We start from the raw sequence: 25707 nt of genomic DNA on the forward strand, positions 1-25707 counted from the left end.
AATGACGATGGAAAACATGAATATCGTGAACGCTGAGCAACAGACACCAAACACCATTTCAGCGAGCAATGCCATTTTCAATGTGCAGGCGTTAACCCAGCTGCAGGCCGTTGCCGGTTTGATGGCGCAGGCCGCCGTTACGGTTCCTGAACATCTTCGCGGTAACCCAGCCGACTGCATGGCCATCATCATGCAGGCTATGCAGTGGGGCATGAACCCTTACGCTGTGGCGCAGAAAACGCACCTGGTCAACGGCGTACTGGGTTACGAAGCGCAGCTGGTCAACGCGGTGATCTCGAGCTCAAACGCAATCGTGGGACGCTTTCACTATGAGTACGAGGGTGACTGGTCGAAATGCGCCAGCAGCCGTGAGGAGGTCGTTAAGAAGCCGGCGAAAGGCGGCGGGACATACGACAAAAAAGAAATGGTACGCGGCTGGACTAGTGCTGACGAGGAAGGCCTGTCGGTTCGTGTGGGTGCCGTCATTCGTGGCGAAAGCGAGATCACCTGGGGCGAGCCAGTCTTCCTTTCAAGCGTGATCACGCGTAACTCTCCACTGTGGATTTCTAACCCCAAGCAGCAGATCGCTTACCTGGCCCTTAAATACTGGGCGCGCTTGTACTGCCCTGCGGTCGTTCTCGGTGTGTATACGCCTGATGAGGTGGAGCAGCGCACCGAGAAAGAGATAAACCCGGCGCCAGCGCGGGTAAGTCTGGCTGAAATCTCAGATGACAGCGTAACAACCACAACCAGCGCGCGGGAATCCGCTGTAAATGTCGACTCGATCGCCGACGAATTCCGGGACCGCATTGAAGCAGCCGAAGACGTGGATGGTGCGAAAGCAGTACGTGTAGATATCGAATCCGCAAAAGCCACCCTAGGTACCGCTCTGTTTACTGAACTGAAAAATAAAGCCGTGAAGCGCTATTACCTTGTGGACGCGCGCAACAAAGTCGAAGCGGCGATCAACTCACTGCCACAGCCGGATGAGCCGGATGCCGCAGAAATATTCGCGAAGGCTGAGCAGACCCTGACGGTGGCGAAACGCCACCTGGGCGATGAGCTTTACGAGAAATTCAGCATCACGCTGCTGGATATGAAACCTGAGTATGTCGGCTAAGGGAGGCGGGAGGGTTCGCCTTCCCGGTTAACGATGAGACTAATTAACAGAGGCAGCAAACAATCTCCGGTGGCCCGACAGGCCTGCGCCGCAGCGCTTCAGGAACATTACGAGCGTTTCGGAGATTACGGCATAACAGGCAAAAGCGTGGATTACATGATCCGGGTTGACGGAACCAAACTTCGTGTCGAGATCAGAAACTGCCAGCACAGTTACATCGCGACGCCGATGGATAAACCGCGTCGGTTACGTGCACTGGCAAGCCCTGTGATGGGTTCAAGGGGAAAACCATGATCTGTTGTTTTAAAGAGGTACCGAAAGCGCAGTGGCCGGAAAAACTCCACGACCCCAGCCGAACCAGCGTCTGGATAAATCCGCGCTTTCTGGTGCAGGAGTTTCAGGAAAAAGGGGGCGTTATCCGCCTGACCGTTAACACAACCGGCATGGGGATGAACGGGCGCTGGAAGGATGGCATCACCTGGGATGCACTTCAGGAAATTAAAAACGCCGTTGGCTATGCAGACAGGGATGCGGTCGAGATTTACCCGGCTGAACGCGACGTGGTGAACGTGGCGAATATACGCCACCTGTGGATTTTACCTGAACCGTTGCCATATGCATGGCGTCGTGACAGTTGATAACGAATTATCAATGGCCCCGGCCCGGGCTACTGGAGAGAAGTATGCAGACAACAGTTAATATCCAACCCATTTTAGTAAATCGCGAGCGCGTTCAGGAAATGCTGGGAGGGATCTCGCGCACCACTTTTTACCGTAAACGTAAAGAGTGGGAAAAGGTCGGCACCCCTTTCCCGGAGGAAGTCAAAGAACTTCATCCGCCTAAAGGCGGCGCACTCTTTCGCTACGTTGAAGTAATTCAGTTTTGCAAAGATAAGGGGCTGCTGCCAGAGGCACACAACTGAATTTTCTCAGCCCACTTGTCTGCTGCTTCCTGCTGTTCGGGGATGTAATCGTACTGGTCGTAAATAGCCAGCATCCCCGTCAGTTTATGCCCCAGAATTTTTTCGGAAACATGGGGCGCAACACCCATCTCAGCCATTTTGGTTTTGCATGTTCGTCTGAAATCGTGGTTCGACCAGTGAGGGCATCCCATAATTTGTTCCACCTGCTCAGCAAACGATATCAGCGTACTTGCCGCCATTGGCCTGTCTTCCTGTATTTTGGCTGGAGGAAAAACGATTTGTAGATTCGGATAAAGGTTGAAAATCTGTTCCAGATACTCAGCAGCAAGCCTGGAGATCCCGCGAACGAATCGTTTTCTGGTCTTCGAATTTTCCTTTGGGATCACCCAGTATCGCTCTTTCAGATTGAAGTCGGCTTTGCGAGCAAGTCTTAACTCAACGCCGCGGCATCCGGTTAGAAAAATCAGCTTAATCATCAGCTGATTCTGCCAGGCCATTTTCGTTTTGCTCACTGAATTCCAGAACAGGCCGATCTCTTCATCGTTCAAATAGCGCTCGCCGTCCTCCGGGCGTTTCGCCACATCATTCAGTTCAAGAAGCATTAGTGCGTTTGAGGTGATCCGTTTTCTGCGCAGGGCGTACCGCACAACTTGTTTCATTTTTACCAGGACGTTACCAGCCTGTACCGGCGACCCTGCTTTGCTAATGGACAGAAAAATCTTTTCCCAGTGTGTGGGATCCATATCATCAACAATCATCCTTCCATATTTGTCTGTGACGTGAAGCTTAAGCATCCTTGTCCAGTACTCGTATTTGACCAACTCTTTCACAGACGGGCTTTCCAGCCATTCATCCACCAGCACACTAATGCTTGGCGAACTTGCCGCCTGCTCTTTCACCAGTTTGCGTTGAACGGCGGGATCTTTACCTTCTTCCAGCCATTTTTTGCATTGCTCCATTGCTTCACGGGCTTCTTTGATGGATAGCTTCCCGTACGTGCCAAGCTTAAGGCGCACAGGCTTTCCGTTAAAACGGTACCGGTACTGAAAAGTTATCAGGCCCTTCGGACTTATTCTCGCAGACAATCCTCCACCATCCGGGAGCTCGTCCGGACCATCGTAAGGCTTTCCGTCGATACGTCTTAGTTTAGTGTCGTTAAGGGGCATTCTGTTGCCTGTTAGCCGTTAGTTTTTGGTACACGATTTGGTACACAAATATTACGGCACGAACCTAATCAAGGTGAACTAATTTGAAACGGGTAATTTTGAAAAAGTGAGGCATGGCGCGGAAATAGTGAAACGGATGCAAACGGAAGTGAATAGATTGAAATAGCGGAAGTTACTTACACGAAAGATCACATACGAAACAGTAATATTTAATCATTATCAACAGGTTATGGGCAGATTCCCGCTGCACTCTGCGAAATATGGTCCTTACGCGTACGAAACGCTGTAAACACCTCGGCCCGCCAGTTGATAACACCGCTTGCAATATTACACATCATCAGCAAGGGGTTAAAGGCTCTATCGATTCATCGCGCATGATTAAGCCATAACCACGACGGTTAATCACAAAAATACGGCGTTGGTCAGGACTATTTTGACCAGATTGAAGGCATCAAGAGGGGTAAAGAAAGCAGGCCGGTATTAACCGGCCTGATAATCACATTTTATAGCCCAGCGTTACAGAAGTGCGGGTATCGGTGTGATCGGGCGCGCTGGCCGGCGGGTTGGAGTTCCAGGTGACGTTATAAGCGACTTTCAGTCCAAAGTGCTCGTTAATCGCAACGTTCAACGCGGTTTCGGAGTTCACGGTGGTGTCGTCCGCGCCGAACACGGAAACGCCCTGGGTGAATTTCGCGTTATCGGTGAACTGCCACGCGTAAGCGCCGGAGGCATAGCCCAGCGCCTGGGTTTTGTCAGTGCCGTCGGTGTATTCGTCGTAACGCACACCCGGACCGAATTCAAAACGCAGGCTGTGAACCGGCCCGTTGAGGAACTGGCGACCGTAACCGGCGGTGAGCACATCGCGCTCATGGTAACCGTTGTAACGATCCGTCAGCCAGCTGCCCTGCCCGAACAGATAGTCGACGTCAGTCATGTTGTAACGGCTACGACCGCCCAGCGCGTATTTCTCGGAGGAACGTTCGTCGTTGGAGGAGTTGTTGCTGGCATTTCCCCACAAAGACCACGCGGTGGTGCTGCCGTACCAGGTCAGCGCGCTATCTGCGGTCAGAGAGGAACTCTTGGTATTACCAGACTGCGCCAGATAACCACCGTTGAGATAGCCTTCGAAAGGCTTTTTCGCACTGGAAGGATCATCCATGACAGTAAAAACGGAATCATCAGCGGTTGCGAAATGACTGAACAACGCGCTCCCCGCCAGCATAACCACTGCGGGTACTGTCTTTAAAAGCTTCATTTAATTTTTAAGGTCCGCACAACAAAAAAAGAGACCATAACGGTCCCGGAAACTCTCCACGGGATCAACGAACCGGTCCACGGGAAAGGTAACAAATTATAAAAAGCCACGAATTACATAGCAATGAGTTCCTGAATCATTTTTTGTATAAGAGAGATCTGAAAATCGCTTTTATTTCATAATGATAAAGCGTCAGCCTTAAGTGCTATTCATATTAAAAATCATAGTGTTAATTGACACTTCCTCACGCCATGAGTGCTACGCTTAGGTCAGCCCATTCAAAAGGAGGTTATATGGTTCCGGTATTTACCCTGACGCTCGCCCCCTCACTGGACAGCGCGACAGTCACGCCGCAAATCTACCCTGAAGGGAAATTACGCTGTACCGCTCCGGTATTCGAACCCGGTGGCGGCGGAATTAACGTTGCCCGCGCCATCAGCCATTTAGGCGGGAGCGCCACGGCGCTGTTCCCCGCTGGCGGCGCTACCGGCGAGCATCTCACCGCCCTGCTTGAAGAAGAAAACGTCAGCGTTGACACCATCTCGTCTCATGACTGGACGCGCCAGAATCTGCACGTACACGTTGAAGCCAGCGGCGAACAGTACCGCTTTGTGATGCCCGGCGCGCACCTGTCGCAGGACGAGTTTCGGCAACTGGAAGAAAAAGTGCTGGCCATTGAATCCGGTGCGCTGCTGGTGGTGAGCGGCAGCCTGCCACCGGGCGTTGATCTGGCTGATTTTACGCAGTTGATCGCCTGCGCCCAGCAAAACGGCCTGCGCTGCATTATCGACAGCTCCGGCGAGGCGTTGGCCGCCGCGCTGGATATTGGCGGCATTGAGCTGGTGAAACCCAACCAGAAAGAGCTGGCCGCGCTGGTAGGCCGTGATTTAACCCAGCCTGACGATGTGCGCCAGGCAGCCCAGGAACTGGTGCGCAGCGGTAAAGCCAAACGCGTGGTGGTGTCGCTCGGGCCGCAGGGTGCGCTAGGCGTCGACGAGACAGATTGCGTGCAGGTGGTGCCGCCGCCGGTTAAAAGCCAGAGCACCGTCGGCGCAGGCGACAGCATGGTCGGCGCAATGACGCTGAAGCTCGCCCAGCAGGCTTCGCTGCTGGAAATGGTGCGCTACGGCGTGGCGGCCGGGAGCGCAGCAACGTTAAATCAGGGAACGCGTCTCTGTTCCCATGAGAATACGGAAAAGATTTATCAATATTTGCAAAGCTAACCGCAGCCTGGTCATTAATTGCGCGATTCATCAGCGCATCGGCTATGCTGACATCTTTCGGGTAAACAAAGAGGTGAATGATGGCTACTGGAGATATTAAGCGTTACGTTGTCACGTTTCGCTTTCATGAGGAAAACCTGACGGATATTAATGAGCTCAACAATCACCTGACCCGCGGCGGTTTCACGCTCACCATGAGTGACGACGACGGCAAAGTACATGAGCTGGGCATCAATACTTTTGGGTTGATCACCGCCCAGGATGAGCAGGAAGTCCGGGAGCTGGCGGAAGGCTTAGGCGAGTCGGCCCTCGGTAAGAAACCGGAAGTGGATATCACCACCTGGGAAGCCTGGCAGGCGGATGATTCCTGATATAAAGGCAGGTTGTCGCGTCGGGATGTGCGCCAGTTCCTGTTTTTAACCGGTAGTAATGCGCTAAGGTAATGAAATATCAGGCAACCTGGGGAGAGACATTATGTGGCAAGCCATCAGTCGTCTGTTAGCAGAGCAGTTCGGCGAGCAGGAACTCACGCAGCGCACCGAATTACCCGGCGGAGAAATCCACGCCGCGTGGCGGGTGCGTTATGGTACCCATGAGGTATTCGTAAAGTGTGACGATCGCGAGCTGTTGCCCATTTTCACCGCAGAGGCTGACCAACTCGCCCTGCTTGCCCGTAGTCAAACCGTTCGGGTGCCTGAAGTATGGGGCGTCGGCAGCGACCGGGATTACAGCTTTGTGCTGCTGGAATACCTCGAACCGCGCCCGCTCGATGCCCATAATGCCTTCCTGCTGGGCCAGCAACTGGCGCGCCTCCACCAGTGGAGCGACCAGCCGCAATTCGGCCTCGATTTTGACAACGATCTCTCCACCACCCCGCAGCCCAACGCCTGGCAACGCAAATGGTCGACCTTTTTCGCCGAGCAGCGTATCGGCTGGCAGCTGGAGCTGGCGGCGGAAAAAGGCCTGGAATTTGGCGATATCGATCTGATTGTCGATGTTGTGGCGGCGCAGCTGGCATCCCACCAGCCGCAGCCGTCGCTGCTGCATGGCGATTTGTGGTCAGGCAACTGCGCGCTGGGGCCGGATGGTCCCTATATCTTTGATCCGGCCTGCTATTGGGGCGACAGGGAGTGCGATCTGGCGATGCTGCCGCTCCACCCCGACCAGCCGCCGCAAATCTACGACGGCTACCAGTCCGTTTCTCCCCTGCCCGCTGGCTTCCTGCAGCGCCAGCCGCTGTATCAGCTGTATACCCTGTTGAACCGCGCCATTTTGTTTGGCGGTAATCATCTGGTGGCAGCGCAAAAGGCGCTGGAGAGGATCCTGGCGGCTTAACAATAACGCTCCCAACCGGGAGCGTTTTTTTACATAAAGCCCAGTAATGTAAAGAAGAAATACCCGGCAATAATCACGATCACCGGCAGGATATACAGCGGGAATATCTGAAGGAAAATAGTGTGGCGAGGGACCACAATGCGCTCCTCAAGCTGCGCTTTGGTCAGCCCGTCGGCCCCTTTCGCCTGTTCCAGAATCAGCTGATCCTGAATCCCCTCGCGCAGGAAACGCGCCTGGCGGCTCATTCGCGCGCCGGAAGCCTGCAGCGCCAGCCCGACAAAAATCAGAATAAAGATGATCCAAAAAGTGATATTAGCCTGATGCTGAAAATCAGGCAGCGGCGAGTTATACCAGAAAAAATTCAGAAACGGCGTATTGAAGCGCATCATATCAATCATGATATGGGCGAAATCCAGCATAACGGCATTGATGCCCGGCTGTTTTTCGCTGTGCTCATACATAAATTTCAGTACTGAAATCAGCGTTGAAATAACCGCCGGTATAAAGATAATCCACCCGGCAAGGCGTTTTACAACAGCAATGCGTCCAGCTTGTTGATACGTCATTTTTTCCCCTTGTAAGACGCTACATTCTCGAAACAAGTCTACCTGCTCAACCACTATTCCGCCTGAAGTTTACTGCGAAATTCACAAAGCGGTAGCGATAAGCTGATTTTCAGGCTATTGATAACACAACATGTTAACCACAGGAGTGATGACTGATGCCTGATTCGCGCCCGATCCTCGCCGCGATTTTCGATATGGATGGCCTGCTGATTGATTCAGAACCGCTTTGGGATAAAGCGGAGCTGGAGATCATGGCGACGCTTGGCGTGGATGTTTCCCGCCGCCATGAACTGCCTGATACATTAGGTTTACGCATCGATTTGGTGGTGGATCTCTGGTTTATCCACCAGCCCTGGAATGGCCCGTCGAAAGCGGAAGTGACCGACCGCATCATTACCCGGGCGATTACCCTCATTGAAGAGCAGCGCCCTGCCTTGCCTGGGGTAAACGAGGCGGTAGCGTTGTGCAAAGCGCACGGGCTTAAAGTCGGCCTGGCGTCGGCGTCCCCGCTGCGCATGCTGGAAAGCGTGCTGTCGATACTCGGTTTGCGCGACCAGTTCGATGCTGTCTCCTCGGCGGAAAAACTGCCTTACAGCAAGCCGCACCCGCAGGTCTATCTGGATGCCGCGGCTAAGCTGGGCGTCGACCCGCTGTGCTGCGTCACGCTGGAAGACTCGGTCAACGGGATGATTGCCACCAAAGCCGCGCGGATGCGCTCGATTGTGGTTCCCGCCGCCGAAAACCGCGCCGATCCACGCTGGGTATTAGCCGACGCCAAACTCGACTCGCTGGAGCAGCTCACCCTCAGCCATTTAATTGGCTAACTCCCCGCCATAAAGACGGCTCAGGCCGTCTTTTTTATACCCTCATCATATTTTTGAAACATTGTTTTATTTTTATCTGGTTATTTTCTTTTCCCCGCCTATGATCGTATCGATAACATCCAGCAGATAACGAGGACATTATGATTCTTGATGCATTTAACCTTGCGGGTAAGGTCGCGATTGTGACGGGTTGTGACACCGGGCTGGGCCAGGGAATGACGCTGGGGCTTGCTCAGGCGGGATGCGATATCGTTGGTGTGAACCGCAAAATCCCGCACGATACCGAGCAAAAAGTCACGGCGCTGGGGCGGCGCTTTACCGCTATCCAGGCTGATTTAAGTCGTCAGGATGATATCGGCGCTATTGTACAGACCGCCGTAGAACGCATGGGTCAGGTAGATATTCTGGTTAATAACGCTGGCACCATCCGCCGGGAAGACGCGTTGAATTTCAGCGAGCAGGACTGGGACGACGTGATGAACCTGAATCTCAAGTCGGTTTTCTTCTTATCCCAGGCGGTTGCCCGGCAGTTTATCGCCCAGGGCGGCGGCGGCAAAATCATTAATATCGCCTCGATGCTCTCTTTCCAGGGCGGCATCCGCGTCCCCTCCTATACCGCCTCGAAAAGCGGCGTGCTGGGTTTAACCAGGCTGCTGGCCAATGAGTGGGCAGCGCATCACATTAACGTTAACGCCATCGCGCCGGGCTATATGGCGACCAACAATACCCAACAGTTGCGCGAAGACGCCGTGCGCAACCAGGAAATCCTCGATCGCATCCCCGCTGCGCGTTGGGGCAAACCGGCGGATTTGCAGGGCCCGGTGGTGTTTTTAGCCTCCGAAGCGTCGGCCTATATCAACGGTTACACGATTGCCGTGGATGGCGGCTGGCTGGCGCGCTAACACAATGACGATTCGGTGACAAAGAGTTACACCGTCACCGCTTCCGTCTACTGTATAAAAACCCTATACTGGATGAATCGACAGTCAGCATTTTTCTGGGTTTTTAACATGACGGCGGAAGGCCACCTCTTTTTCTCCATTGCGTGTGCGGTGTTTGCCAAAAACGCCGAACTCACTCCTGTGCTGGCGCAGGGGGACTGGTGGCATATTATTCCGTCGGCAATTTTGACCTGTCTGCTGCCAGATATCGATCATCCTAAGTCGCTGCTCGGCCAGCGGTTGAAGTGGATTTCTAAACCCGTCGCCCGTGCCTTTGGCCATCGGGGCTTTACCCATAGCCTGCTTGCGGTGTTTATCGCCCTGACGCTGTTCTATCTGAAAGTGCCCGATAGCTGGATCATTCCGGCGGACGCCATTCAGGGCATGGTGCTGGGCTATCTGAGCCATATTCTGGCGGATATGCTGACGCCTGCGGGCGTGCCGCTGCTGTGGCCCTGTCGCTGGCGCTTTCGTCTGCCGATCCTGATGCCGCAAAAAGGCAACCAGCTGGAGCGGGTGCTGTGCATGGCGTTCTTTGTCTATGCGGTATGGATGCCCCAGGGCCTGCCAGAGAATAGCGCTATCCGCTGGTCTTCCCAGATGATTAATTCACTGCAAAACCAGTTCGATCGCTTTATTCATCACCAGACCGAGCGTTAAACCAGCGGAAAACCACTTTTGGATATAATCAATTCCATTTGATTATAAGAACGTTCCGCGTCTTCTGTTACCCTTTGCGCCATAAAGACGGGCCACTTCGAGCCTGTCAGTGAAACAGGAGAACGGGGATGAATTTTCCATTAATAGCGAACATTGTGGTGTTCGTTATCCTCTTGCTGTTGCTGGCGCAAACCCGCCACCGGCAGTGGAGTCTGGCAAAAAAAGTATTAGTAGGTCTGGTGATCGGCGTGGTATTTGGCTGCGTTCTGCATGCCATTTACGGCGCGGATAGCCCGGTCCTGAAAACCTCTATCCAGTGGTTTAACGTGGTCGGCAACGGCTATGTGCAACTGCTGCAAATGATCGTGATGCCGCTGGTGTTCGCCTCCATCCTGAGCGCGGTCGCCCGTCTGCATAACGCCTCTCAGCTCGGTAAAATCAGCCTGCTGACCATCGGCACTCTGCTGTTCACCACGCTGATTGCAGCGCTGGTGGGCGTGCTGGTGACCAACCTGTTCGGCCTGACCGCAGAAGGTCTGGTGCAGGGCACGGCGGAAACCGCCCGTCTGAGCGCCATTGAAACCAACTACGCCGGTAAAGTGGCCGACCTGAGCGTACCGCAGCTGCTGCTGTCGTTTATCCCGAAAAACCCGTTTGCCGATCTGACCGGCGCGAACCCGACCTCGATCATCAGCGTGGTGATTTTTGCGGCGTTCCTCGGCGTGGCGGCACTGAAACTGCTGAAAGACGATGCGCCGAAAGGCGAGCGCGTATTGATCGCCATCGACACCCTGCAAAGCTGGGTGATGAAACTGGTTCGCCTGGTAATGCAGTTAACCCCGTACGGCGTGATGGCGCTGATGACCAAAGTGGTCGCCAGCTCCAACCTGCAGGATATCATCAAGCTGGGCAGCTTCGTGGTCGCCTCGTACCTTGGCCTGGGCATTATGTTTGTGGTGCATGGCCTGCTGCTGGCGGTAAACGGCGTCAGCCCGCTGAAATACTTCCGTAAAGTGTGGCCGGTGCTGACCTTCGCGTTTACCAGCCGCTCCAGCGCCGCGTCGATTCCGCTGAACGTCGAAGCGCAAACCCGTCGTCTGGGCGTGCCGGAATCCATTGCCAGCTTTGCCGCCTCCTTTGGCGCGACCATCGGCCAGAACGGCTGTGCGGGCCTTTACCCGGCGATGCTGGCGGTGATGGTGGCCCCGACCGTGGGCATCAACCCGCTGGATCCGATGTGGATTGCCACCCTGGTGGGCATTGTGACCGTGAGCTCCGCAGGCGTTGCCGGCGTGGGCGGCGGTGCCACCTTCGCCGCGCTGATCGTGCTGCCGGCGATGGGTCTGCCGGTGACCCTGGTCGCGCTGCTGATCTCCGTTGAGCCGCTGATCGACATGGGTCGTACCGCGCTGAACGTGAGTGGTTCGATGACTGCCGGTACCCTGACCAGCCAGTGGCTGAAGCAAACCGATAAAGCGATCCTCAACAGCGACGAAGAAACCGAACTAGCACACCGTTAATCGCTTCCCAGAAGCAAAAAACCGCATTGAGAAATGCGGTTTTTTTTTATTTCAGAAATAGCCGAAAGCTAAACCATATCCTGCCTGACCTGTGACGCCCAGCGCTGCGCCGATTCAGGAACAGTGAACGTGGGTGAACGTAAAAAGCCGTCATTCACCAGCACAAAGGCCACATATTTCCCCCGCAGCAGCCAGACGTCTTTGAACCCTTCCATGCGTACCGCGTGCTCTGGCGGTGCGGGTTCAATCCGTGGCGTGTAAGTGATAACAGGACGATTTTGTTGGCGTAAAGGTTTCATCAGCAGCAATCAATATCAGACATTCAGATTCGTGCCTCTATGATAACGGATCTCTCGTCTCCCTGCAGCCCGACCTCTGGCACTGAAAAGCAGTACGGCGGCATTGTTCTATAGTTAGAAGGGTTTTGACCTTACAACAAGTCAATTTTCAGCAATGAAATCAGGAGACGAGTTCAATGTCGCATAACGATAAGCCCTCACACCAGGCGCCGATCCACGACGCCAGTGAATCACAACCCGGAATGGATTCTTTGGCTCCCGAAGACGGTTCGCACCGCCCTGCGCCGGTTCCCAGCGCGCCTGGCGAATACCCAACCGCCCCCGGTAGCCTGAAAGCCCCGGATACGTCGAATGAAAAACTCAAAGCGCTCGATAATTTCCGCAAAGGTAGCGAAGATTTCCCGCTAACCACCAACCAGGGCGTGCGCATCGCCGACGATCAAAATTCGCTGCGCGCCGGGACCCGTGGGCCAACCCTGTTAGAAGACTTCATCCTGCGCGAGAAGATCACCCACTTCGACCACGAGCGCATCCCGGAGCGCATCGTCCACGCGCGAGGTTCGGCAGCCCACGGCTATTTCCAACCCTATAAGAGCCTGAAAGACATTACTAAAGCGGATTTTCTGAGCGACCCGGAGAAAATCACGCCGGTGTTTGTGCGCTTCTCAACGGTGCAGGGCGGCGCGGGCTCGGGGGATACGGTGCGTGATATCCGCGGTTTCGCCACCAAGTTTTATACCGAAGAAGGGATTTTCGATCTGGTGGGCAACAACACGCCGGTGTTCTTTATTCAGGACGCCCATAAATTCCCGGACTTTGTTCACGCGGTCAAACCCGAGCCGCACTGGGCGATCCCGCAGGGTGCCAGCGCCCACGATACCTTCTGGGACTATGTTTCCCTGCAGCCGGAAACCCTGCATAACGTCATCTGGGCGATGTCGGATCGCGGCATTCCACGCAGCTATCGCACCATGGAAGGTTTCGGCATCCATACCTTCCGGCTGATCAACGCCGAGGGTAAAGCCACCTTTGTGCGCTTCCACTGGAAGCCGGTGGCGGGTAAAGCCTCGCTGGTGTGGGATGAGTCCCAGAAGCTGATTGGTCGCGACGGCGATTTCCACCGCCGCGAGCTGTGGGAATCCATTGAAGCCGGCGATTTCCCGGAATATGAACTGGGCCTGCAGTTGATCCCCGAAGAAGACGAGTTCAAATTCGATTTCGATCTGCTCGACCCGACCAAACTAATCCCCGAAGAGCTGGTGCCGGTGCAACTGGTGGGCAAAATGGTGCTCAACCGCAACCCGGATAACTTCTTCGCCGAGAATGAACAGGCGGCGTTCCATCCGGGCCATATTGTCCCCGGTCTGGACTTTACCAACGATCCGCTGTTACAGGGGCGTCTGTTCTCCTACACCGATACTCAAATCAGCCGTCTTGGTGGGCCAAACTTCCACGAGATCCCGATTAACCGCCCGGTCTGCCCGTATCACAACTTCCAGCGCGACGGCATGCACCGCATGGATATTGATACGAACCCGGCGAACTACGAGCCAAACTCCATCAACGACAACTGGCCGCGCGAAACCCCGCCCGGTCCGAAACGCGGTGGATTCGAATCTTATCAGGAGCGCATCGAGGGGCATAAAATCCGCGAGCGCAGCCCGTCGTTCGGCGAATACTACTCCCATCCGCGCCTGTTCTGGCAAAGCCAGACGCCGGTGGAACAGCAGCATATTATCGATGCCTTTAGCTTCGAACTGGGTAAAGTCGCCCGCGCCTATATTCGCGAGCGCGTAGTGGATCAGCTTTGCCATATCGACGTCTCCCTGGCCAGTGCGGTGGCGGAAAACCTGGGCATCACCCTCACCGATGAGCAGATCCATACCGCCCCACCGAAAGACGTCAACGGCCTGAAGAAAGACGCATCGCTTAGCCTGTATGCGGTGCCGAGCGGCACCATAAAAGGGCGTGTGGTGGCGATCCTGCTCAACGAGCAGGTCAACGCCGCGGATTTGCTGGCGGTTATGCAGGGGCTGAAGCGCGAAGGCGTCCACTGCAAACTGCTCTATTCGCGGATGGGTGAAGTGACGGCGGATGACGGCTCGCAAATCACCGTAATGGGCACCTTCGAGGGCGCGCCGTCGCTGACGGTGGATGCGGTGATTGTCCCCGGCGGCGCGGTGAGCGGCCTGCTTAATCGCGGCGATGCGCGCTACTACCTGCTGGAAGCCTATAAGCATCTCAAGCCGATTACCCTGCTGGGCGATGCCCGCCAGTTTAAATCGGTGTTGGGCGTGGATGCCCAGGGCGAGGAAGGCGTGATTGAAGCCGACGACGCGCAGGGCAACGCGGTGGATACACTGATCGCGCTGCTGCATAAACACCGCGTCTGGTCGCGCACCAACAAAATCCCGGCGATTCCGGCGTAAAAACTGCGCCACGGTGGCAGCACCGTGGCGTGTTTTTATTAACTGGCGACGTAAAAAAACCTGCCGGAGCAGGTTTTTTATGCGGGAAGCAAAACTTACTGTTTCGCCTTCGGTGCCTGTGGATCGGTGTCGTATTCAGCACAGGTCTGGTAGCCGGAGTTCATCACGTGACCGGTGTCATCCAGCGCGACGAAGTAAGTTTGCGCTTTACCATCGCGTTGACCCAGAATGTAGGTCTGGCAGGTCCCACGTGCGTGGATCATGCTCACTTCAGAAGAAGGCTGGCCGGCAACCTGGCGGACCTGCTCACGGCTCATGCCTTTTTTAACGTCTTTCACTACCGGTTCGGTAATTTGGTCTTTGGTACGATCGTACGCCGTACAACCAGCCAGCATTGTCATCACAGCTGCCGCACCCAGTAATCCTGCAAACTTGTTATTCATTATGTCTTCCTCTTGTTTCTGCGTGTGAAGTAAGCCTGGAAGAGAAATTAACATTTTTCAAGTCGTTAAAGCGTAACGGCTTTTTTTAGGACGATTCTACTGTTCGGCTAAATCGCTTTAATTTGCGCCATTCAGGCGTGGAAAGCGCCGTGCGCCTTGTCGTTTCCGGCACATCGGGTTAGTTTTAAGGATTAAACTTTACCGATATGAATTCAAATCAGACAGGTTGTGACTGGAGGGGTAAATGGCTCTACAACAAGACATTATTCAGGCACTCGGCGTGAAACCGCAGATCGACGTACAGCAGGAAATTCGCCGCAGCGTTGATTTCCTGAAAGCGTATCTACAGGCGCACCCGTTTATTAAAACACTGGTGCTGGGCATCAGCGGTGGTCAGGACTCCACGCTCGCTGGCAAGCTCAGCCAGCTCGCCATCAGCGAACTGCGCGATGAAACCGGCGACGCCAGCTACCAGTTTATTGCCGTGCGTCTGCCTTATGGCGTCCAGTTCGACGAGCAGGATTGCCAGGACGCGCTGGGGTTTATCCAGCCGGATCGGGTGTTAACCGTAAATATCAAAGCCGCCGTGCTGGCCAGCGAGCAGGCATTGCGCGACGCGGGCATTGAGCTTAGCGACTTTGTGCGCGGCAATGAAAAAGCGCGCGAGCGTATGAAAGCCCAGTACAGCATCGCCGGGATGACCAAAGGCGTGGTGGTGGGCACCGATCATGCGGCGGAAGCGGTCACCGGATTCTTCACCAAATACGGCGACGGCGGCACCGATATTAATCCGCTGTTTCGCCTCAATAAACGCCAGGGCAAACAGCTGCTGCGCGAATTAGGTTGCCCGGAGCACCTCTATACCAAACTGCCGACGGCGGATCTGGAAGACGATCGCCCTTCTCTGCCGGATGAAGTGGCGCTGGGCGTGACCTATGAAAACATCGATGACTATCTGGAAGGCAAAACGCTGGATGAGAGCATCAGCAAAACTATCGAAGGCTGGTATCTGAAAACCGAGCACAAGCGCCGTCCGCCGATCACCGTGTTTGATGATTTCTGGAAAAAATAACGCCAGCCGCTGTGCGTAAGTTTCACCTTTGGTCAGGCGGCGCTGCCGCCTTTTTCACGGATTGACTATGCAAACCCCCGTAGCACGCGCCACGCTGATTGGCCTGATCGCGATTTTACTCTGGAGTACCTCGGTTGGGCTGTTTCGCAGCATCGCTGAACATTTCGGCCCGGTGGGCGGCCCTGCCCTGATTTACACCCTCAGCGCCTGCTGTTTATGGCTGGCCCAGGGACGTCCGCGTCTCGAAGGCTTGCCGCTGCGCTATTTGCTGGTGGGCGGCGGGCTGTTTGTGGCCTATGAAATGTGCCTGGCGCTGTCCATCGGCTTTGCCCATAACCGCAGCCAGTCGCTGGAGCTGGGGATGATTAACTATCTGTGGCCGAGCTTAACGGTACTGTTCGCGCTGTGGATGAATAACCAGCGCAGCACCTGGCTTATCTGGCCAGGGCTGCTGCTAGCCATCGCGGGCGTGGCGCAGGTGATGAAAGGTAACGGCGACTGGTCGCCGGTGATGATGTGGCGCAACATTCTTGATAACCCGCTGGCCTACGGGCTGGCCTTTGCCGCCGCCATCACCTGGGCGCTGTATTGCAACCTCACCCGACGCTGGAGCAACGGAAAAAGCGGCGTCACGCTGTTTTTTTGCGCCACCGCGCTGGCGCTGTGGATCCACTACGCCTTATCCAGCGAAGGGCCGATTACCTTCACCCTTCCCGGCACCCTGCAACTGTGCTTTATGGGGGTTTCCACCGCCGTGGCCTACTCGGCCTGGAACCACGGGATCTCCCATGGAAACATGACGTTACTGGCAACTGCGTCGTACTTTACGCCGGTCTCTTCCGCGCTGCTGGCCAGCCTGTGGCTGGGGTTAACCCCGGGCATCAGTTTCTGGCAAGGGGTGGCGATGGTGGTGGCCGGATCGCTGCTTTGCTGGCTCGCCACGCGACGTTAACGGCGATTGCTGCTTTTTCAACCCATAATCCCTTGTTATACTGGATAAGCAACCAGTATCAGGAGTTATATGTGGTCCGACGCAGCATGAGCCCGCGCCTCGACTTTGAAGCCGAGGCGATTTATCAGTATCCCGAACATTTACGCCCGTCGCTGGCCGAGCTGCCACGCGCGCCCGGCGTGTATATTTTCCATGGCGAAAGCGAAACCCTGCCGCTGTATATCGGTAAAAGCATTAATCTGCGCGCCCGGGTGATGTCGCATCTGCGCACCCCCGGCGAAGCGGCGATGCTGCGCCAGGCGCGGCACATCACCTTTACCCGCACGGCGGGCGAACTAGGCGCGCTGTTGCTGGAAGCGCAGATGATCAAAGCCCAGCAGCCGCTGTTTAATAAGCGGCTGCGGCGCAATCGCCAGCTCTGTTCGCTGCTGCTCAGCGGTTCCCGTCCTGAAGTGGTGTATGCCAAAGAGGTCGATTTTTCCCACACGCCACATCTCTATGGCCTGTTTGCCAATCGCCGGGCGGCGCTGGAAAAGCTGAAAAGCATCGCCGATGAACAGCGGCTGTGTCACGGCCTGCTTGGGCTGGAAAAGCTCAGCGCGGGCCGCGCCTGTTTTCGCGCGGCGCTGAAACGCTGCGCCGGTGCCTGCTGCGGCCTGGAGCCGGTGGATGACCATAACGCGCGTCTGCTGGAGTCGCTGTCCCACCTTCAGGTGGTGTACTGGCCGTGGCGCGGGCCGGTGGCGGTAAAAGAGCAGACTGAGGATATGGTCCAGTATCTGATTATTGATAACTGGGTGTGGCTGGGTACGGTGGACAGTCTTGAGGATGCGGCGCGCTTAACCCGGGCCTCGCCGGGTTTCGATCATGACGGCTACAAGATACTGTGCCGCCCGCTGATCCGCGCCGAACAGGAGATTATCGAACTGTAGCGTTACAGATAGGTGATCTCGCTGAACAGCAGCCGCCCTTCCGCCTTGAGCAACCGCAGCGTATGGCGTCCCGCTTCCCACCATGCGCCCTGATCGCTGGTAAGCAGCTTATCGCCCAGCTGCCATGCGCCGCTCAGCACGTAGATAATGCCGCCGCGCGGCGCAAAGGTGGTGAAGGTGCGATCGGCAACGCGCACTTTTGCGCGGCAGCGATCCCGGTGGGTAATAATGTTGAAATCCATCGACATGCGCCCATCGCTCAGCTCGGCGCGTACCGGCTGTTCGCCGGAAAAACTGAACGGCTGGTAGTGTTTCAGCGTATGGCGAAAGGCGTTGCCGCCGTCCAGGGTCAGTTCACCGCCTTCCAGCAGCGTGACGGTGCGTTCCACCTGAGGGATTTGGCTGAATTCGCCGTTGGCGGAGAGTGAAGCGATACTGGCGCGCCAGTTAAAATCCCGGGTCGCGGGCGGGAAACAGCAAATTTCCCGGGTTTCCCCTGCGCCGTTTCGCCAGAGATTCACCTGCATTTTCTGTAAATCGAAATACTCCATCACCACTCCTGAGCGCGCTAAAAGAGCGAACGCCGCGCACGCAAAAAAATGTCACCCCTTCGTTATCGGCAATAAACGCGCGGGCTTCAGGCCTCGGCGTTCAGGTTAGTAAGATAGTGGGGTAACGTTCTGATTAGACATATGAAGTTATCATTACGCGCGACTGGAAGGAAGAGGAGTGGCGATAAGTCGTGACGGGAAAAGTAAAACCGCCGGTACTGTCCAGAGCACCATTTCTGCGCTATGGACAACACCGGCGGTCTTGTGTGGATTGGCTGAGCTGTTATTCAGCAGCCACTGGCATCTTACCCGGTTTAGCCGGACGTTCTGTCAGACGCTTCTCAAAATTGGCATTAAACTGTTTTTTCTGCTCAGGCGTCAGGATGTTGTAGATTTTGTTCTGGGTTTCCATGCGAGACAGCATCATCTCTTTATGCTGTTCTGCCATCTTGTTGACCGCCTCTTCCGCCTTCGCGCGGTCAAAGGTATCGGAAGCTACCAGCGAATGCATGGCGCGGCGCTCATCCAGGGTTGGGCGTTTCATTTTGTCGCGCTGCGCTTTCATGATTTCGCGAATTTGCTGCTTCTGCGCATCGGTCAGGTTGAGATCTTTAAACATCATGTCATGGTGCGGGCCACGCATACCTTTATGGTACGGCTGCGTGGTGGTGGTATCCGGCGCGGTGGCAGTGGTTGCGGTTTCTGCCGCATGCGCCAGATTCGCTGCGCCCAGCGCCAGAGAGGTAGCCATTACAATCGCAGTTAATTTACGCATATCACTATCCTTTATTTCAGTTTATTTTTCGGCACGTTTGCCGTGTTGACGAGAATAAGTGTACGTGGTGCAACGTCAAGTATTCAGAGCCTGGGTAAAGCATTGAAAGTGTAAAAAACAATAATTGTTCAATTATGGAGAAAATATGAAAAAAACAAGGAGAGTGGCAAGAAAATAATTCAACTGGCTGATAAAGCAGGAAATGTGCAGAGAGTATACGTATTGCCCGCTGATAAATAAAGCGCTTACCAGGATAAATCCGGATAAATTGACTCACCGTTGAAAATTAAAAATGTATTACGGCTGTACCGGTGCGTAATAGCCATCCGCACCGGCAGAAATAATCCCGTCAGGTTATCTCTTTGAGCATCAACCCGGCCCGCAGGCCGAGCGCCACATTAGGATTCGGGAACAGGACATACTCGGTGTCGTTTTCCACCCGATAAACCGTTGCGCCATCCTCCGCCAGCACCGTGCCTTTGGCAAAGGCGGTGAAGTTCTGGGTCTGGGCCGACATATGCAGCACAAACGCCTCGCTTTGCCGGGTAATTTGCTGGGCCACTTCATAACGCAGCGGCTGGGCATTCAGGTGCTCCGAGGCTTCCCCCGCCAGCAGCGCCCGCAGTGCCGCTTTGGTGACATCAAACTGGGTGAGATCGTTTTGCCCGAACGGCTGCGCTTTCCCCAGTTCCAGGGTGCAGCTTTGCGCGTCAAAATGATCGCTACTGAAGTGGGTAAAGGTGCCGCCGGGGGCGCGATGGAATACCAGCGCCTGCAATCCGGCATCGCCCATCCAGCCTAAGAACGCCTGCGCATAGGGCGTTTTGCGCGCCGGGAAGACGCCGAAGCGCGGATGATACGAACTGCGGATCGCGGTATGCATATCCAGATGCCAGGCCGGTCCGGCGCAGGTCAGGAAGCGTTCCACGCAGTGCTCCAGCACGCAGGCGCGTCGGGTTTCGCCGCTTTCCGGGAAATTCTGCCAGCGGCCGCTGAACATGCGGTTCATATCGTCCGTGAGATAGCGCTTGCCCGCGCGTAAGGCTGCCGGATTACCTAAAATCACCAGCAACGGGCGCACCAGGGGGATATCGCCGTGATGCAACGCCTCCATCAGCGCATCGAGCATTTCCACCGGAGCGGTTTCGTTGCCGTGAATACCCGCCGATAGCACCAGCGCGGGGAGCGTGGCGTGATGCGGCACCAGCTCGACGACCCCTTCGTCCCACCACGTCCAGCGAAACTGCGCCGTCTCGCCACACCGTCTGGCAGGGGTTTCCCCTGCCAGGGTGTATGCCAAAAACTCCTGCATAACTTCACCTTAGCGCTGGAACGGGTACACCGGCCCCAGCTTTAATATCTGCGTTAATTCATCGAGCGCCTCGCGCCCTTCACGTAACAGTTGCGGATCGATCAGGTCACTTTGCACTAACCGATCGCGATAGTGCTTATCGACCCACTGATTAAGGGTAGTAAAAAGCGCGTCATTCATCATTACGCCAGGATTAACCGCCGCCTGCTCGGCATTATTCAGCACCACCCGCAGCCGCAGGCAGGCCGGGCCGCCGCCGTTGGCCATACTTTCCCGCAGGTCGAAAACCTTAAGTTCGTTGATCGGATTATCCGGCGACTCTACCAGCTCGGTCAGATAGCCCCACACGCCGGCATGGTTGCGGGATTCATGGGGCAGTACCAGCATCATATCCCCCTGCTCGCGGCTCAGCAGTTGGCTGTTAAACAGATAGGTTTCCACCGCGTCCGCCACGCTGACCCGATCGTCCGGTACTTCGATGGCCTGAAAGCCGTCCAGCTTCTGCGCCAGGGTCTGGTACAAGCCCGCCTGGTTAACAAATGCCGACTGATGGGCGAACAGCACCTGACGGTTGGTCACCGCGATAACGTCGTTATGGAACACGCCCTGGTCGATCACCGCCGGGTTTTGCTGGGCGAACACGACCTGTTCAGGGTTGACCTGATTGAGGCGCGCCACGGCCTGAGAGGCTTGCAGCGTCTGGCGCGCCGGGTAGCGCTCGGGCGTATGTCCGCCCGTCGCATTACGGCCATAGACGAACAGCTGAATGCCCGGATCGCCGTAATCATGGGAGAGCCGGTTATGGTTGGCCGCGCCCTCATCGCCCAGCATCGCTACCTGCGGCAGCGCCTCGTGGACGCTGAAATAGCGCGAGTCATTAAAAATCGCGTTCAGCACCCGCTCGGTGGTAGCCGCCTCGCTGGCGCGGTGCAGTTTATTATTCAGGTTGGCAACGGTGAGATGCACCCGCCCGTCCAGCGCGTCGGCGGAGGGGCAGACCGTGGCGGCGTTGGCCACCCACATTGACGAGGCGGAACAGGCGGCGGACAGCAGGTCCGGGGCCAGTTTCCAGGCCTTTTCCACTACCTGCTGATCGGTGCCGTCAAAACCGAGCTGGCGCAGCAAGCCAACATTTGGCCGCTCCTGAGGCGGGATGATCCCCTGCGGGTAGCCCATATCCGCCAATGCTTTCATCTTCAACAGCCCCTGCTTCGCCGCCAGCTTAGGGTTGGAGACCTGAAAACGGTGTTTGGTGGAAGCTTCATTACCAAACGACAGCCCGGCGTAGTGGTGGGTCAGGCCCACCAGTCCGTCGAAATTCACTTCACGCGCGTTCATGCCTGCTCCTCACGACCAAAATCCAGCCCCGGGCTTAAGGTTTCCGGCAGGGCAAAGGTGGGGCTTTCCAGCGTCGCCATCGGCCAGGCGCAGTAATCCGCTGCGTACCAGGCACTGGGGCGATGGTTGCCGGATGCCCCCACGCCACCAAACGGCGCGGTGCTGGCGGCCCCGGTCAGCGGTTTGTTCCAGTTGACGATCCCGGCGCGCGCTTCCAGCAGCAACTGGTCAAAATGCTCGCGCTGGGGGGATATCAGCCCGCTCGCCAGTCCGTAGCGGGTATTGTTAGCCAGCGCGATGGCCTCGTCGAAATCATCGTAGCGGTAGACGCACAGCAGCGGGCCGAAGACTTCTTCATCCGGTACATCCGCCACGCCGGTCAGTTCGACGATGCCAGGCGTCAGCAGCGAGCTGCCGGGCTGCACCAGTGCCGGTGTTAACAGCGCTTTCCCGCCGCGCGCCAGGTGTTCCTGCCAGGCGGCGATCACCCGCTCGGCGGCCTGAGGCGATATCAGCCCGCCGATAAACGGCTGCGGTTCGGCATCCCACTGCGCCGGACGGATCCGCGCGGCAACCTCAACCAGGCGGGCCAGGAACAAATCCCCCTGCGCGCCGCGTTTGACCAGCAGACGGCGTGCGCAGGTGCAGCGCTGCCCGGCGGTAACAAACGCCGACTGAATGGTTAAATGCACCGCGCCGTCGATATCCGCCGGATCTTCGACGATCAGCGGGTTATTGCCGCCCATCTCCAGCGCCAGAATTTTTTCCGGCTGTCCGGCGAGCTGGCGATGGAGCTGATAACCCGTGTGGGCGCTGCCGGTAAACAGCAGCCCGTCAATGTCCGGAGACGCCGCCAGCGCCTGGCCGGTGTCGCGCGCGCCCTGCACCAGGTTCAGCACGCCGCGGGGCAAACCCGCTTCCTGCCACAGTTTGACCACGCGATCGGCGGTCATCGGCGTCAGTTCGCTGGGCTTGAATACAATGGTGTTGCCCGCCAGCAGGCCCGGCACGATATGGCCGTTAGGCAGATGGCCAGGGAAATTATACGGGCCGAAGACCGCCAGTACGCCGTGGGGCCGATGGCGCAGTGAGGCCGCGCCGTCCGCCATCGGCGTGATCTGTTCGCCGGTGCGCAGGTGATACGCCTTCACCGAAATGGCGATTTTGTTGATCATCGCCGCGACTTCGGTGGTGGCTTCCCAGCGCGGTTTGCCGGTTTCCCGGGCGATAATGTCGGTGAGTTCGCTTTTATGGCTTTCCAGCAGCCCGGCGAAGCGCTCGATAATCGCCTGACGGGCGCTAAACGGCTGGCGCGCCCAGGCCGGGAAGGCGTTGCGCGCCGCGTAGCAGGCCTGCTGGACCTGTTCACCGCTGGCGGCAGTACCCTGCCACAGAGGGTCGCCGGTGACCGGGTTGTGTTTTTCCAGCGTTTCGCCCTGGCCTTCAATCCATTCGCCATCAATCCACAGACTCATCATTTTTTCTCCTCGGCGCATAAACGCACCAGCCGCACGGTATCGCCGGGCTGGCATTTCAGGGCATCCAGCGTGGCGGCATCCAGCACCAGACGCGGGGTGTCCGGGTTGGCGCGGATCAGCATCACGCGGAACATGTCGTATTTTTCATTGGCGACCATGCAGGCGGGCAGATCCTCGCCCACGGCAGGCTGGCCTTCCGCCACTTCAACCAGGCGGCTTTTGCGGATCGCCCGCACCCGGTCGATATCGCACTCCAGGGTCGGGCCGCCGTCGAAGATGTCGATGTAGTCGCGATAGCGGAACCCCTCTTTCTCCAGCACCGCACGAGCGGGCGCGGTTTGCGGATGCACCTGGCCGATCACCGCCTGGGCCTCCGGCGTCAGAAAGTGGGTGTAAATGGGGTGCTTGGGCATCAGCTCGGCAATAAAGGCTTTTTGCCCGGTGCCGCACAGATAGTCGGCGCGGCTGAACGCCATCGAGAAAAAGCGCTGACCGAGGCTTTCCCAGAACGGCGAGTAGCCATCTTCGTCTATTACGCCGCGCATCTCAGCCACCACTTTGTCGTTAAAACGGTCACGAAACGCAGCCATAAACATAAAGCGCGATTTAGAGAGCAGGTAACCGTTGCCCTCTTTGCGCCAGTCCGGGTCGAGGAACAGCGAGCACAGTTCGCTGCTGCCGGTGTGGTCGTTGCTGAGAAACAGCGTCGGCAGCGCGTTATACACGTTAAGCTCTTTGGAGGCGTGTACCAGAGTGCCGACCCGATAGTTGTACCAGGGATCGTTCAGGCCGACCGCCACTTCAATGGCGCAGATGCCCACCACGCTGCCGGTGGCGACCTCTTCCAGCACGAATACGTAACCCTGATCGCCCTTCGGCAAACTGCCCTGCCAGGTGGCGAGGGAGCGCTCGATACGCGCGCTCAGGGTGGCTTCGTCCTCCGGCAGCGAGGTCAACCCGCCGCCGGTTTTCCCGGCCAGTTTCAGCAATGGCCCCAGGTCATTGCGTTCAATGGGGCGGATCACCATCATGTTGGCGTCTTCGCGATCAGGCGCTCGCAGGCGCGGGCAAAACGTTCCAGACCGGTACTGATTTCCTCAGCGCTGATAATCAGCGACGGCGCGAAACGCACCACGTTGGCCCCGGCAATCAGCACCATCGCGCCCTCTTCTGCCGCCAGTTGGGAAATCTCTTTGGCGCGACCGGCGTAGTTGTCGCTCAGCACGCAGCCAATCAGCAGACCAACGCCGCGCACCGCTTTAAACAGCCCGTGCTGACGGTTGATGGCCTCGATTTGCTCCACGACGGCGTCATGGCGCTGTTTGACGCCGTTCAGCACTTCCGGGGTGTTAACGATCTCCAGCACTTTCCCGGCTACCGCGCCCGCCAGCGGGTTGCCGCCGTAGGTGGTGCCGTGGGTGCCGACGGTCATCGAGCGGGAGAACTGTTCGCGGGTCAGCATCGCGCCAATCGGGAAACCGCCACCCAGCGCTTTAGCGGTGGACAGCACGTCCGGCGTCACGCCGTAGTGCATATAGGCGTACAGCGCGCCGGTGCGGCCCACGCCGGTTTGCACTTCGTCAAAAATCAGCAGCGCATTGTGGCGATCGCACAGCTCGCGCAGCCCCTTCAGGAAAGCCGGCTCTGCGGGTACCACCCCGCCCTCGCCCTGAATCGGCTCGACGATCACCGCGCAGGTGTTGTCGTCAATCAGCGCGGCGGCGGATTGCAGATCGTTGTATACCGCGTGGGAGATATCCGGCGGCAGCGGCGCAAAGTCCTGTGAATAAGCGGGCTGGCCGCCTGCGGTGACGGTAAACAGGGTGCGGCCATGGAAGGCGTTTTTAAACGCCACGATGCCGCTTTTCTGCGGGCCGTAGACGTCGTGGGCATACTTACGCGCCAGCTTGAGCGCCGCCTCGTTGGCTTCCGCGCCGGAGTTACAGAAGAAAACCCGGTCGGCAAAGGTGGCGTCAATCAACTGCTTCGCCAGCCGCAAAATCGGTTCGTTGGTGTAGCCGTTGCCGGTGTGCCACAGCTTCCCGGCCTGCTCGTCCAGCGCCTTGCGCAGTTCCGGGTTGGCGTGGCCCAGGGCGTTTACCGCGATGCCGCCGGCAAAATCAATGTAGGATTTGCCCTGCTGATCCCACAGCGTGGATCGCTCTGCCCGAACCGGCACAAAAGGCGCCGGTGCGTAAACCGGAATCATCCATTCATCAAAGTTCTGGCGGGTGATTGACGAAGACATAGCGACCTCACTGGTAAATTAATGGTTGTTTAAATGTTAATAAATATGATGTGTTTGCACCCTGAATGTAGATTGCAGGCTTCGTGCCAGCCAGCGGTAAAAATGCATAGCGAGGGATTTAAGAAGCAATATCAATAACTTAAAAACCAGCATTATTCACTTAAACTGCATAAATAGTGAATAAATATCTGATAAAGCGGCCTGCGCATCACGATTTGCCGAGATATTATTCATCGATAAAATATAATTCTGGATTTGTGATCGCAGATGGGATTTGCTCAGGTGGTAAGCGCTTTTTTAGGGCAATACGCGCCATTTTGGTGCTCTGCGCGCCCGAAAAAGGGCG

General features: G+C 56.6%; 27 protein-coding genes. 15 read left to right on the forward strand and 12 right to left on the reverse strand.

What is annotated here, in order from left to right; genetic code table 11:
- Positions 1-7: 7 nt before the first annotated feature.
- Genes FND52_RS18085 through FND52_RS18100 form a run of 4 tightly spaced genes read left to right on the forward strand, consistent with a single transcriptional unit; the run spans position 8 to position 2042 of the window.
- On the forward strand, positions 8-1120 hold the full coding sequence (locus tag FND52_RS18085; protein WP_144132691.1) for a RecT family recombinase: 1113 nt from the start codon (positions 8-10) through the stop codon (positions 1118-1120).
- Between the two features lie 33 nt (positions 1121-1153).
- Positions 1154-1414, forward strand: coding sequence for a DUF4060 family protein (locus FND52_RS18090; RefSeq protein ID WP_125293544.1), 261 nt, complete (start codon positions 1154-1156; stop codon positions 1412-1414).
- Positions 1411-1758 (forward strand): DUF7694 domain-containing protein, encoded by a 348-nt coding sequence (locus FND52_RS18095; protein WP_144132470.1) that lies wholly within the window; start codon positions 1411-1413, stop codon positions 1756-1758. Before FND52_RS18090 ends, FND52_RS18095 begins: the two co-directional genes overlap by 4 nt.
- A 44-nt stretch (positions 1759-1802) precedes the next feature.
- Positions 1803-2042: a helix-turn-helix domain-containing protein gene (locus FND52_RS18100; RefSeq protein WP_125293546.1), complete on the forward strand. Its 240-nt coding sequence runs from the start codon at positions 1803-1805 to the stop codon at positions 2040-2042.
- On the opposite strand, the gene FND52_RS18105 is transcribed toward FND52_RS18100, so the two are convergent.
- Both FND52_RS18105 and FND52_RS18110 read right to left on the reverse strand, forming a co-directional pair.
- The gene (locus tag FND52_RS18105) at positions 1997-3208 is read right to left on the reverse strand and encodes a tyrosine-type recombinase/integrase (protein WP_144132472.1); all 1212 of its coding nucleotides are present in this window, start codon (positions 3206-3208) and stop codon (positions 1997-1999) included. The genes FND52_RS18100 and FND52_RS18105 overlap by 46 nt on opposite strands.
- Positions 3209-3704: 496 nt before the next feature.
- Positions 3705-4463, reverse strand: coding sequence for a DUF481 domain-containing protein (locus tag FND52_RS18110; protein WP_125293548.1), 759 nt, complete (start codon positions 4461-4463; stop codon positions 3705-3707).
- 293 nt (positions 4464-4756) lie between these two features.
- On the opposite strand from FND52_RS18110, the gene pfkB reads away from it, so the two are divergent.
- The 3 genes from pfkB to FND52_RS18125 all read left to right on the forward strand — a co-directional run bounded on the left by pfkB (position 4757) and on the right by FND52_RS18125 (position 7021).
- Positions 4757-5686, forward strand: a complete 930-nt coding sequence (gene pfkB / locus FND52_RS18115) for a 6-phosphofructokinase II (protein ID WP_144132474.1) — start codon at positions 4757-4759, stop codon at positions 5684-5686.
- Positions 5687-5766: 80 nt separating this feature from the next.
- Positions 5767-6057, forward strand: a complete 291-nt coding sequence (ghoS, locus tag FND52_RS18120) for a type V toxin-antitoxin system endoribonuclease antitoxin GhoS (protein WP_125293550.1) — start codon at positions 5767-5769, stop codon at positions 6055-6057.
- A gap of 103 nt (positions 6058-6160) precedes the next feature.
- Positions 6161-7021: a fructosamine kinase family protein gene (locus FND52_RS18125; RefSeq protein ID WP_144132476.1), complete on the forward strand. Its 861-nt coding sequence runs from the start codon at positions 6161-6163 to the stop codon at positions 7019-7021.
- A gap of 29 nt (positions 7022-7050) precedes the next feature.
- Here FND52_RS18125 and FND52_RS18130 read toward each other — a convergent pair whose 3' ends face one another.
- The gene (locus FND52_RS18130; RefSeq protein ID WP_125293552.1) at positions 7051-7587 is read right to left on the reverse strand and encodes a YniB family protein; all 537 of its coding nucleotides are present in this window, start codon (positions 7585-7587) and stop codon (positions 7051-7053) included.
- A gap of 155 nt (positions 7588-7742) precedes the next feature.
- On the opposite strand from FND52_RS18130, the gene hxpB reads away from it, so the two are divergent.
- The 4 genes from hxpB (at position 7743) to FND52_RS18150 (ending at position 11532) form a co-directional block, all read left to right on the forward strand.
- Positions 7743-8411 (forward strand): hexitol phosphatase HxpB, encoded by a 669-nt coding sequence (gene hxpB, locus FND52_RS18135; protein WP_144132478.1) that lies wholly within the window; start codon positions 7743-7745, stop codon positions 8409-8411.
- Positions 8412-8551: 140 nt separating this feature from the next.
- Positions 8552-9313: a 2-dehydro-3-deoxy-D-gluconate 5-dehydrogenase KduD gene (kduD, locus tag FND52_RS18140; RefSeq protein ID WP_144132480.1), complete on the forward strand. Its 762-nt coding sequence runs from the start codon at positions 8552-8554 to the stop codon at positions 9311-9313.
- Between the two features lie 108 nt (positions 9314-9421).
- Entirely contained in the window at positions 9422-10012 is a 591-nt protein-coding gene (locus FND52_RS18145; protein ID WP_125293555.1) for a metal-dependent hydrolase, read from the forward strand.
- Positions 10013-10140: 128 nt separating this feature from the next.
- Entirely contained in the window at positions 10141-11532 is a 1392-nt protein-coding gene (locus tag FND52_RS18150; RefSeq protein WP_144132482.1) for an L-cystine transporter, read from the forward strand.
- 68 nt (positions 11533-11600) lie between these two features.
- Here the strand turns inward: FND52_RS18150 and cedA are convergent, their stop codons facing one another.
- Positions 11601-11831: a cell division activator CedA gene (cedA, locus tag FND52_RS18155; RefSeq protein WP_125293557.1), complete on the reverse strand. Its 231-nt coding sequence runs from the start codon at positions 11829-11831 to the stop codon at positions 11601-11603.
- Between the two features lie 176 nt (positions 11832-12007).
- Here cedA and katE point away from each other — a divergent pair, with 176 nt between their 5' ends.
- Entirely contained in the window at positions 12008-14260 is a 2253-nt protein-coding gene (gene katE, locus FND52_RS18160; RefSeq protein WP_144132484.1) for a catalase HPII, read from the forward strand.
- Between the two features lie 95 nt (positions 14261-14355).
- Here katE and osmE read toward each other — a convergent pair whose 3' ends face one another.
- Positions 14356-14703, reverse strand: coding sequence for an osmotically-inducible lipoprotein OsmE (gene osmE, locus FND52_RS18165; protein ID WP_125292043.1), 348 nt, complete (start codon positions 14701-14703; stop codon positions 14356-14358).
- 244 nt (positions 14704-14947) lie between these two features.
- Here osmE and nadE point away from each other — a divergent pair, with 244 nt between their 5' ends.
- The 3 genes from nadE (at position 14948) to cho (ending at position 17659) form a co-directional block, all read left to right on the forward strand.
- A complete protein-coding gene (gene nadE / locus FND52_RS18170) occupies positions 14948-15775 on the forward strand; it encodes an ammonia-dependent NAD(+) synthetase (RefSeq protein WP_144132486.1) in 828 nt (275 codons plus the stop codon).
- 67 nt (positions 15776-15842) lie between these two features.
- Positions 15843-16727 (forward strand): aromatic amino acid DMT transporter YddG, encoded by an 885-nt coding sequence (yddG, locus tag FND52_RS18175; protein WP_125292041.1) that lies wholly within the window; start codon positions 15843-15845, stop codon positions 16725-16727.
- Between the two features lie 71 nt (positions 16728-16798).
- On the forward strand, positions 16799-17659 hold the full coding sequence (gene cho / locus FND52_RS18180) for an excinuclease Cho (RefSeq protein WP_144132488.1): 861 nt from the start codon (positions 16799-16801) through the stop codon (positions 17657-17659).
- Between the two features lie 2 nt (positions 17660-17661).
- On the opposite strand, the gene ves is transcribed toward cho, so the two are convergent.
- The 7 genes from ves to FND52_RS18215 form a co-directional block, all read right to left on the reverse strand.
- Entirely contained in the window at positions 17662-18210 is a 549-nt protein-coding gene (ves, locus tag FND52_RS18185; protein WP_125292039.1) for an environmental stress-induced protein Ves, read from the reverse strand.
- A gap of 283 nt (positions 18211-18493) precedes the next feature.
- Entirely contained in the window at positions 18494-18985 is a 492-nt protein-coding gene (gene spy / locus FND52_RS18190; RefSeq protein ID WP_125292038.1) for an ATP-independent periplasmic protein-refolding chaperone Spy, read from the reverse strand.
- A 349-nt stretch (positions 18986-19334) separates the two neighbouring features.
- Complete coding sequence (gene astE / locus FND52_RS18195; RefSeq protein WP_144132491.1) at positions 19335-20297, reverse strand: succinylglutamate desuccinylase; 963 nt, start codon at positions 20295-20297, stop codon at positions 19335-19337.
- 9 nt (positions 20298-20306) lie between these two features.
- Positions 20307-21635 (reverse strand): N-succinylarginine dihydrolase, encoded by a 1329-nt coding sequence (gene astB / locus FND52_RS18200; protein ID WP_144132493.1) that lies wholly within the window; start codon positions 21633-21635, stop codon positions 20307-20309.
- Entirely contained in the window at positions 21632-23110 is a 1479-nt protein-coding gene (gene astD / locus FND52_RS18205; protein ID WP_144132692.1) for a succinylglutamate-semialdehyde dehydrogenase, read from the reverse strand. The genes astB and astD overlap by 4 nt, the downstream gene beginning before the upstream one ends.
- On the reverse strand, positions 23110-24144 hold the full coding sequence (gene astA / locus FND52_RS18210) for an arginine N-succinyltransferase (RefSeq protein ID WP_144132495.1): 1035 nt from the start codon (positions 24142-24144) through the stop codon (positions 23110-23112). Before astA ends, astD begins: the two co-directional genes overlap by 1 nt.
- Positions 24141-25361 (reverse strand): aspartate aminotransferase family protein, encoded by a 1221-nt coding sequence (locus tag FND52_RS18215; RefSeq protein WP_144132497.1) that lies wholly within the window; start codon positions 25359-25361, stop codon positions 24141-24143. Before FND52_RS18215 ends, astA begins: the two co-directional genes overlap by 4 nt.
- Positions 25362-25707: the final 346 nt, after the last annotated feature.

The organism is Atlantibacter subterraneus (genome assembly GCF_007570865.1).
Taxonomy (GTDB): Bacteria; Pseudomonadota; Gammaproteobacteria; order Enterobacterales; family Enterobacteriaceae; genus Atlantibacter; species Atlantibacter subterraneus.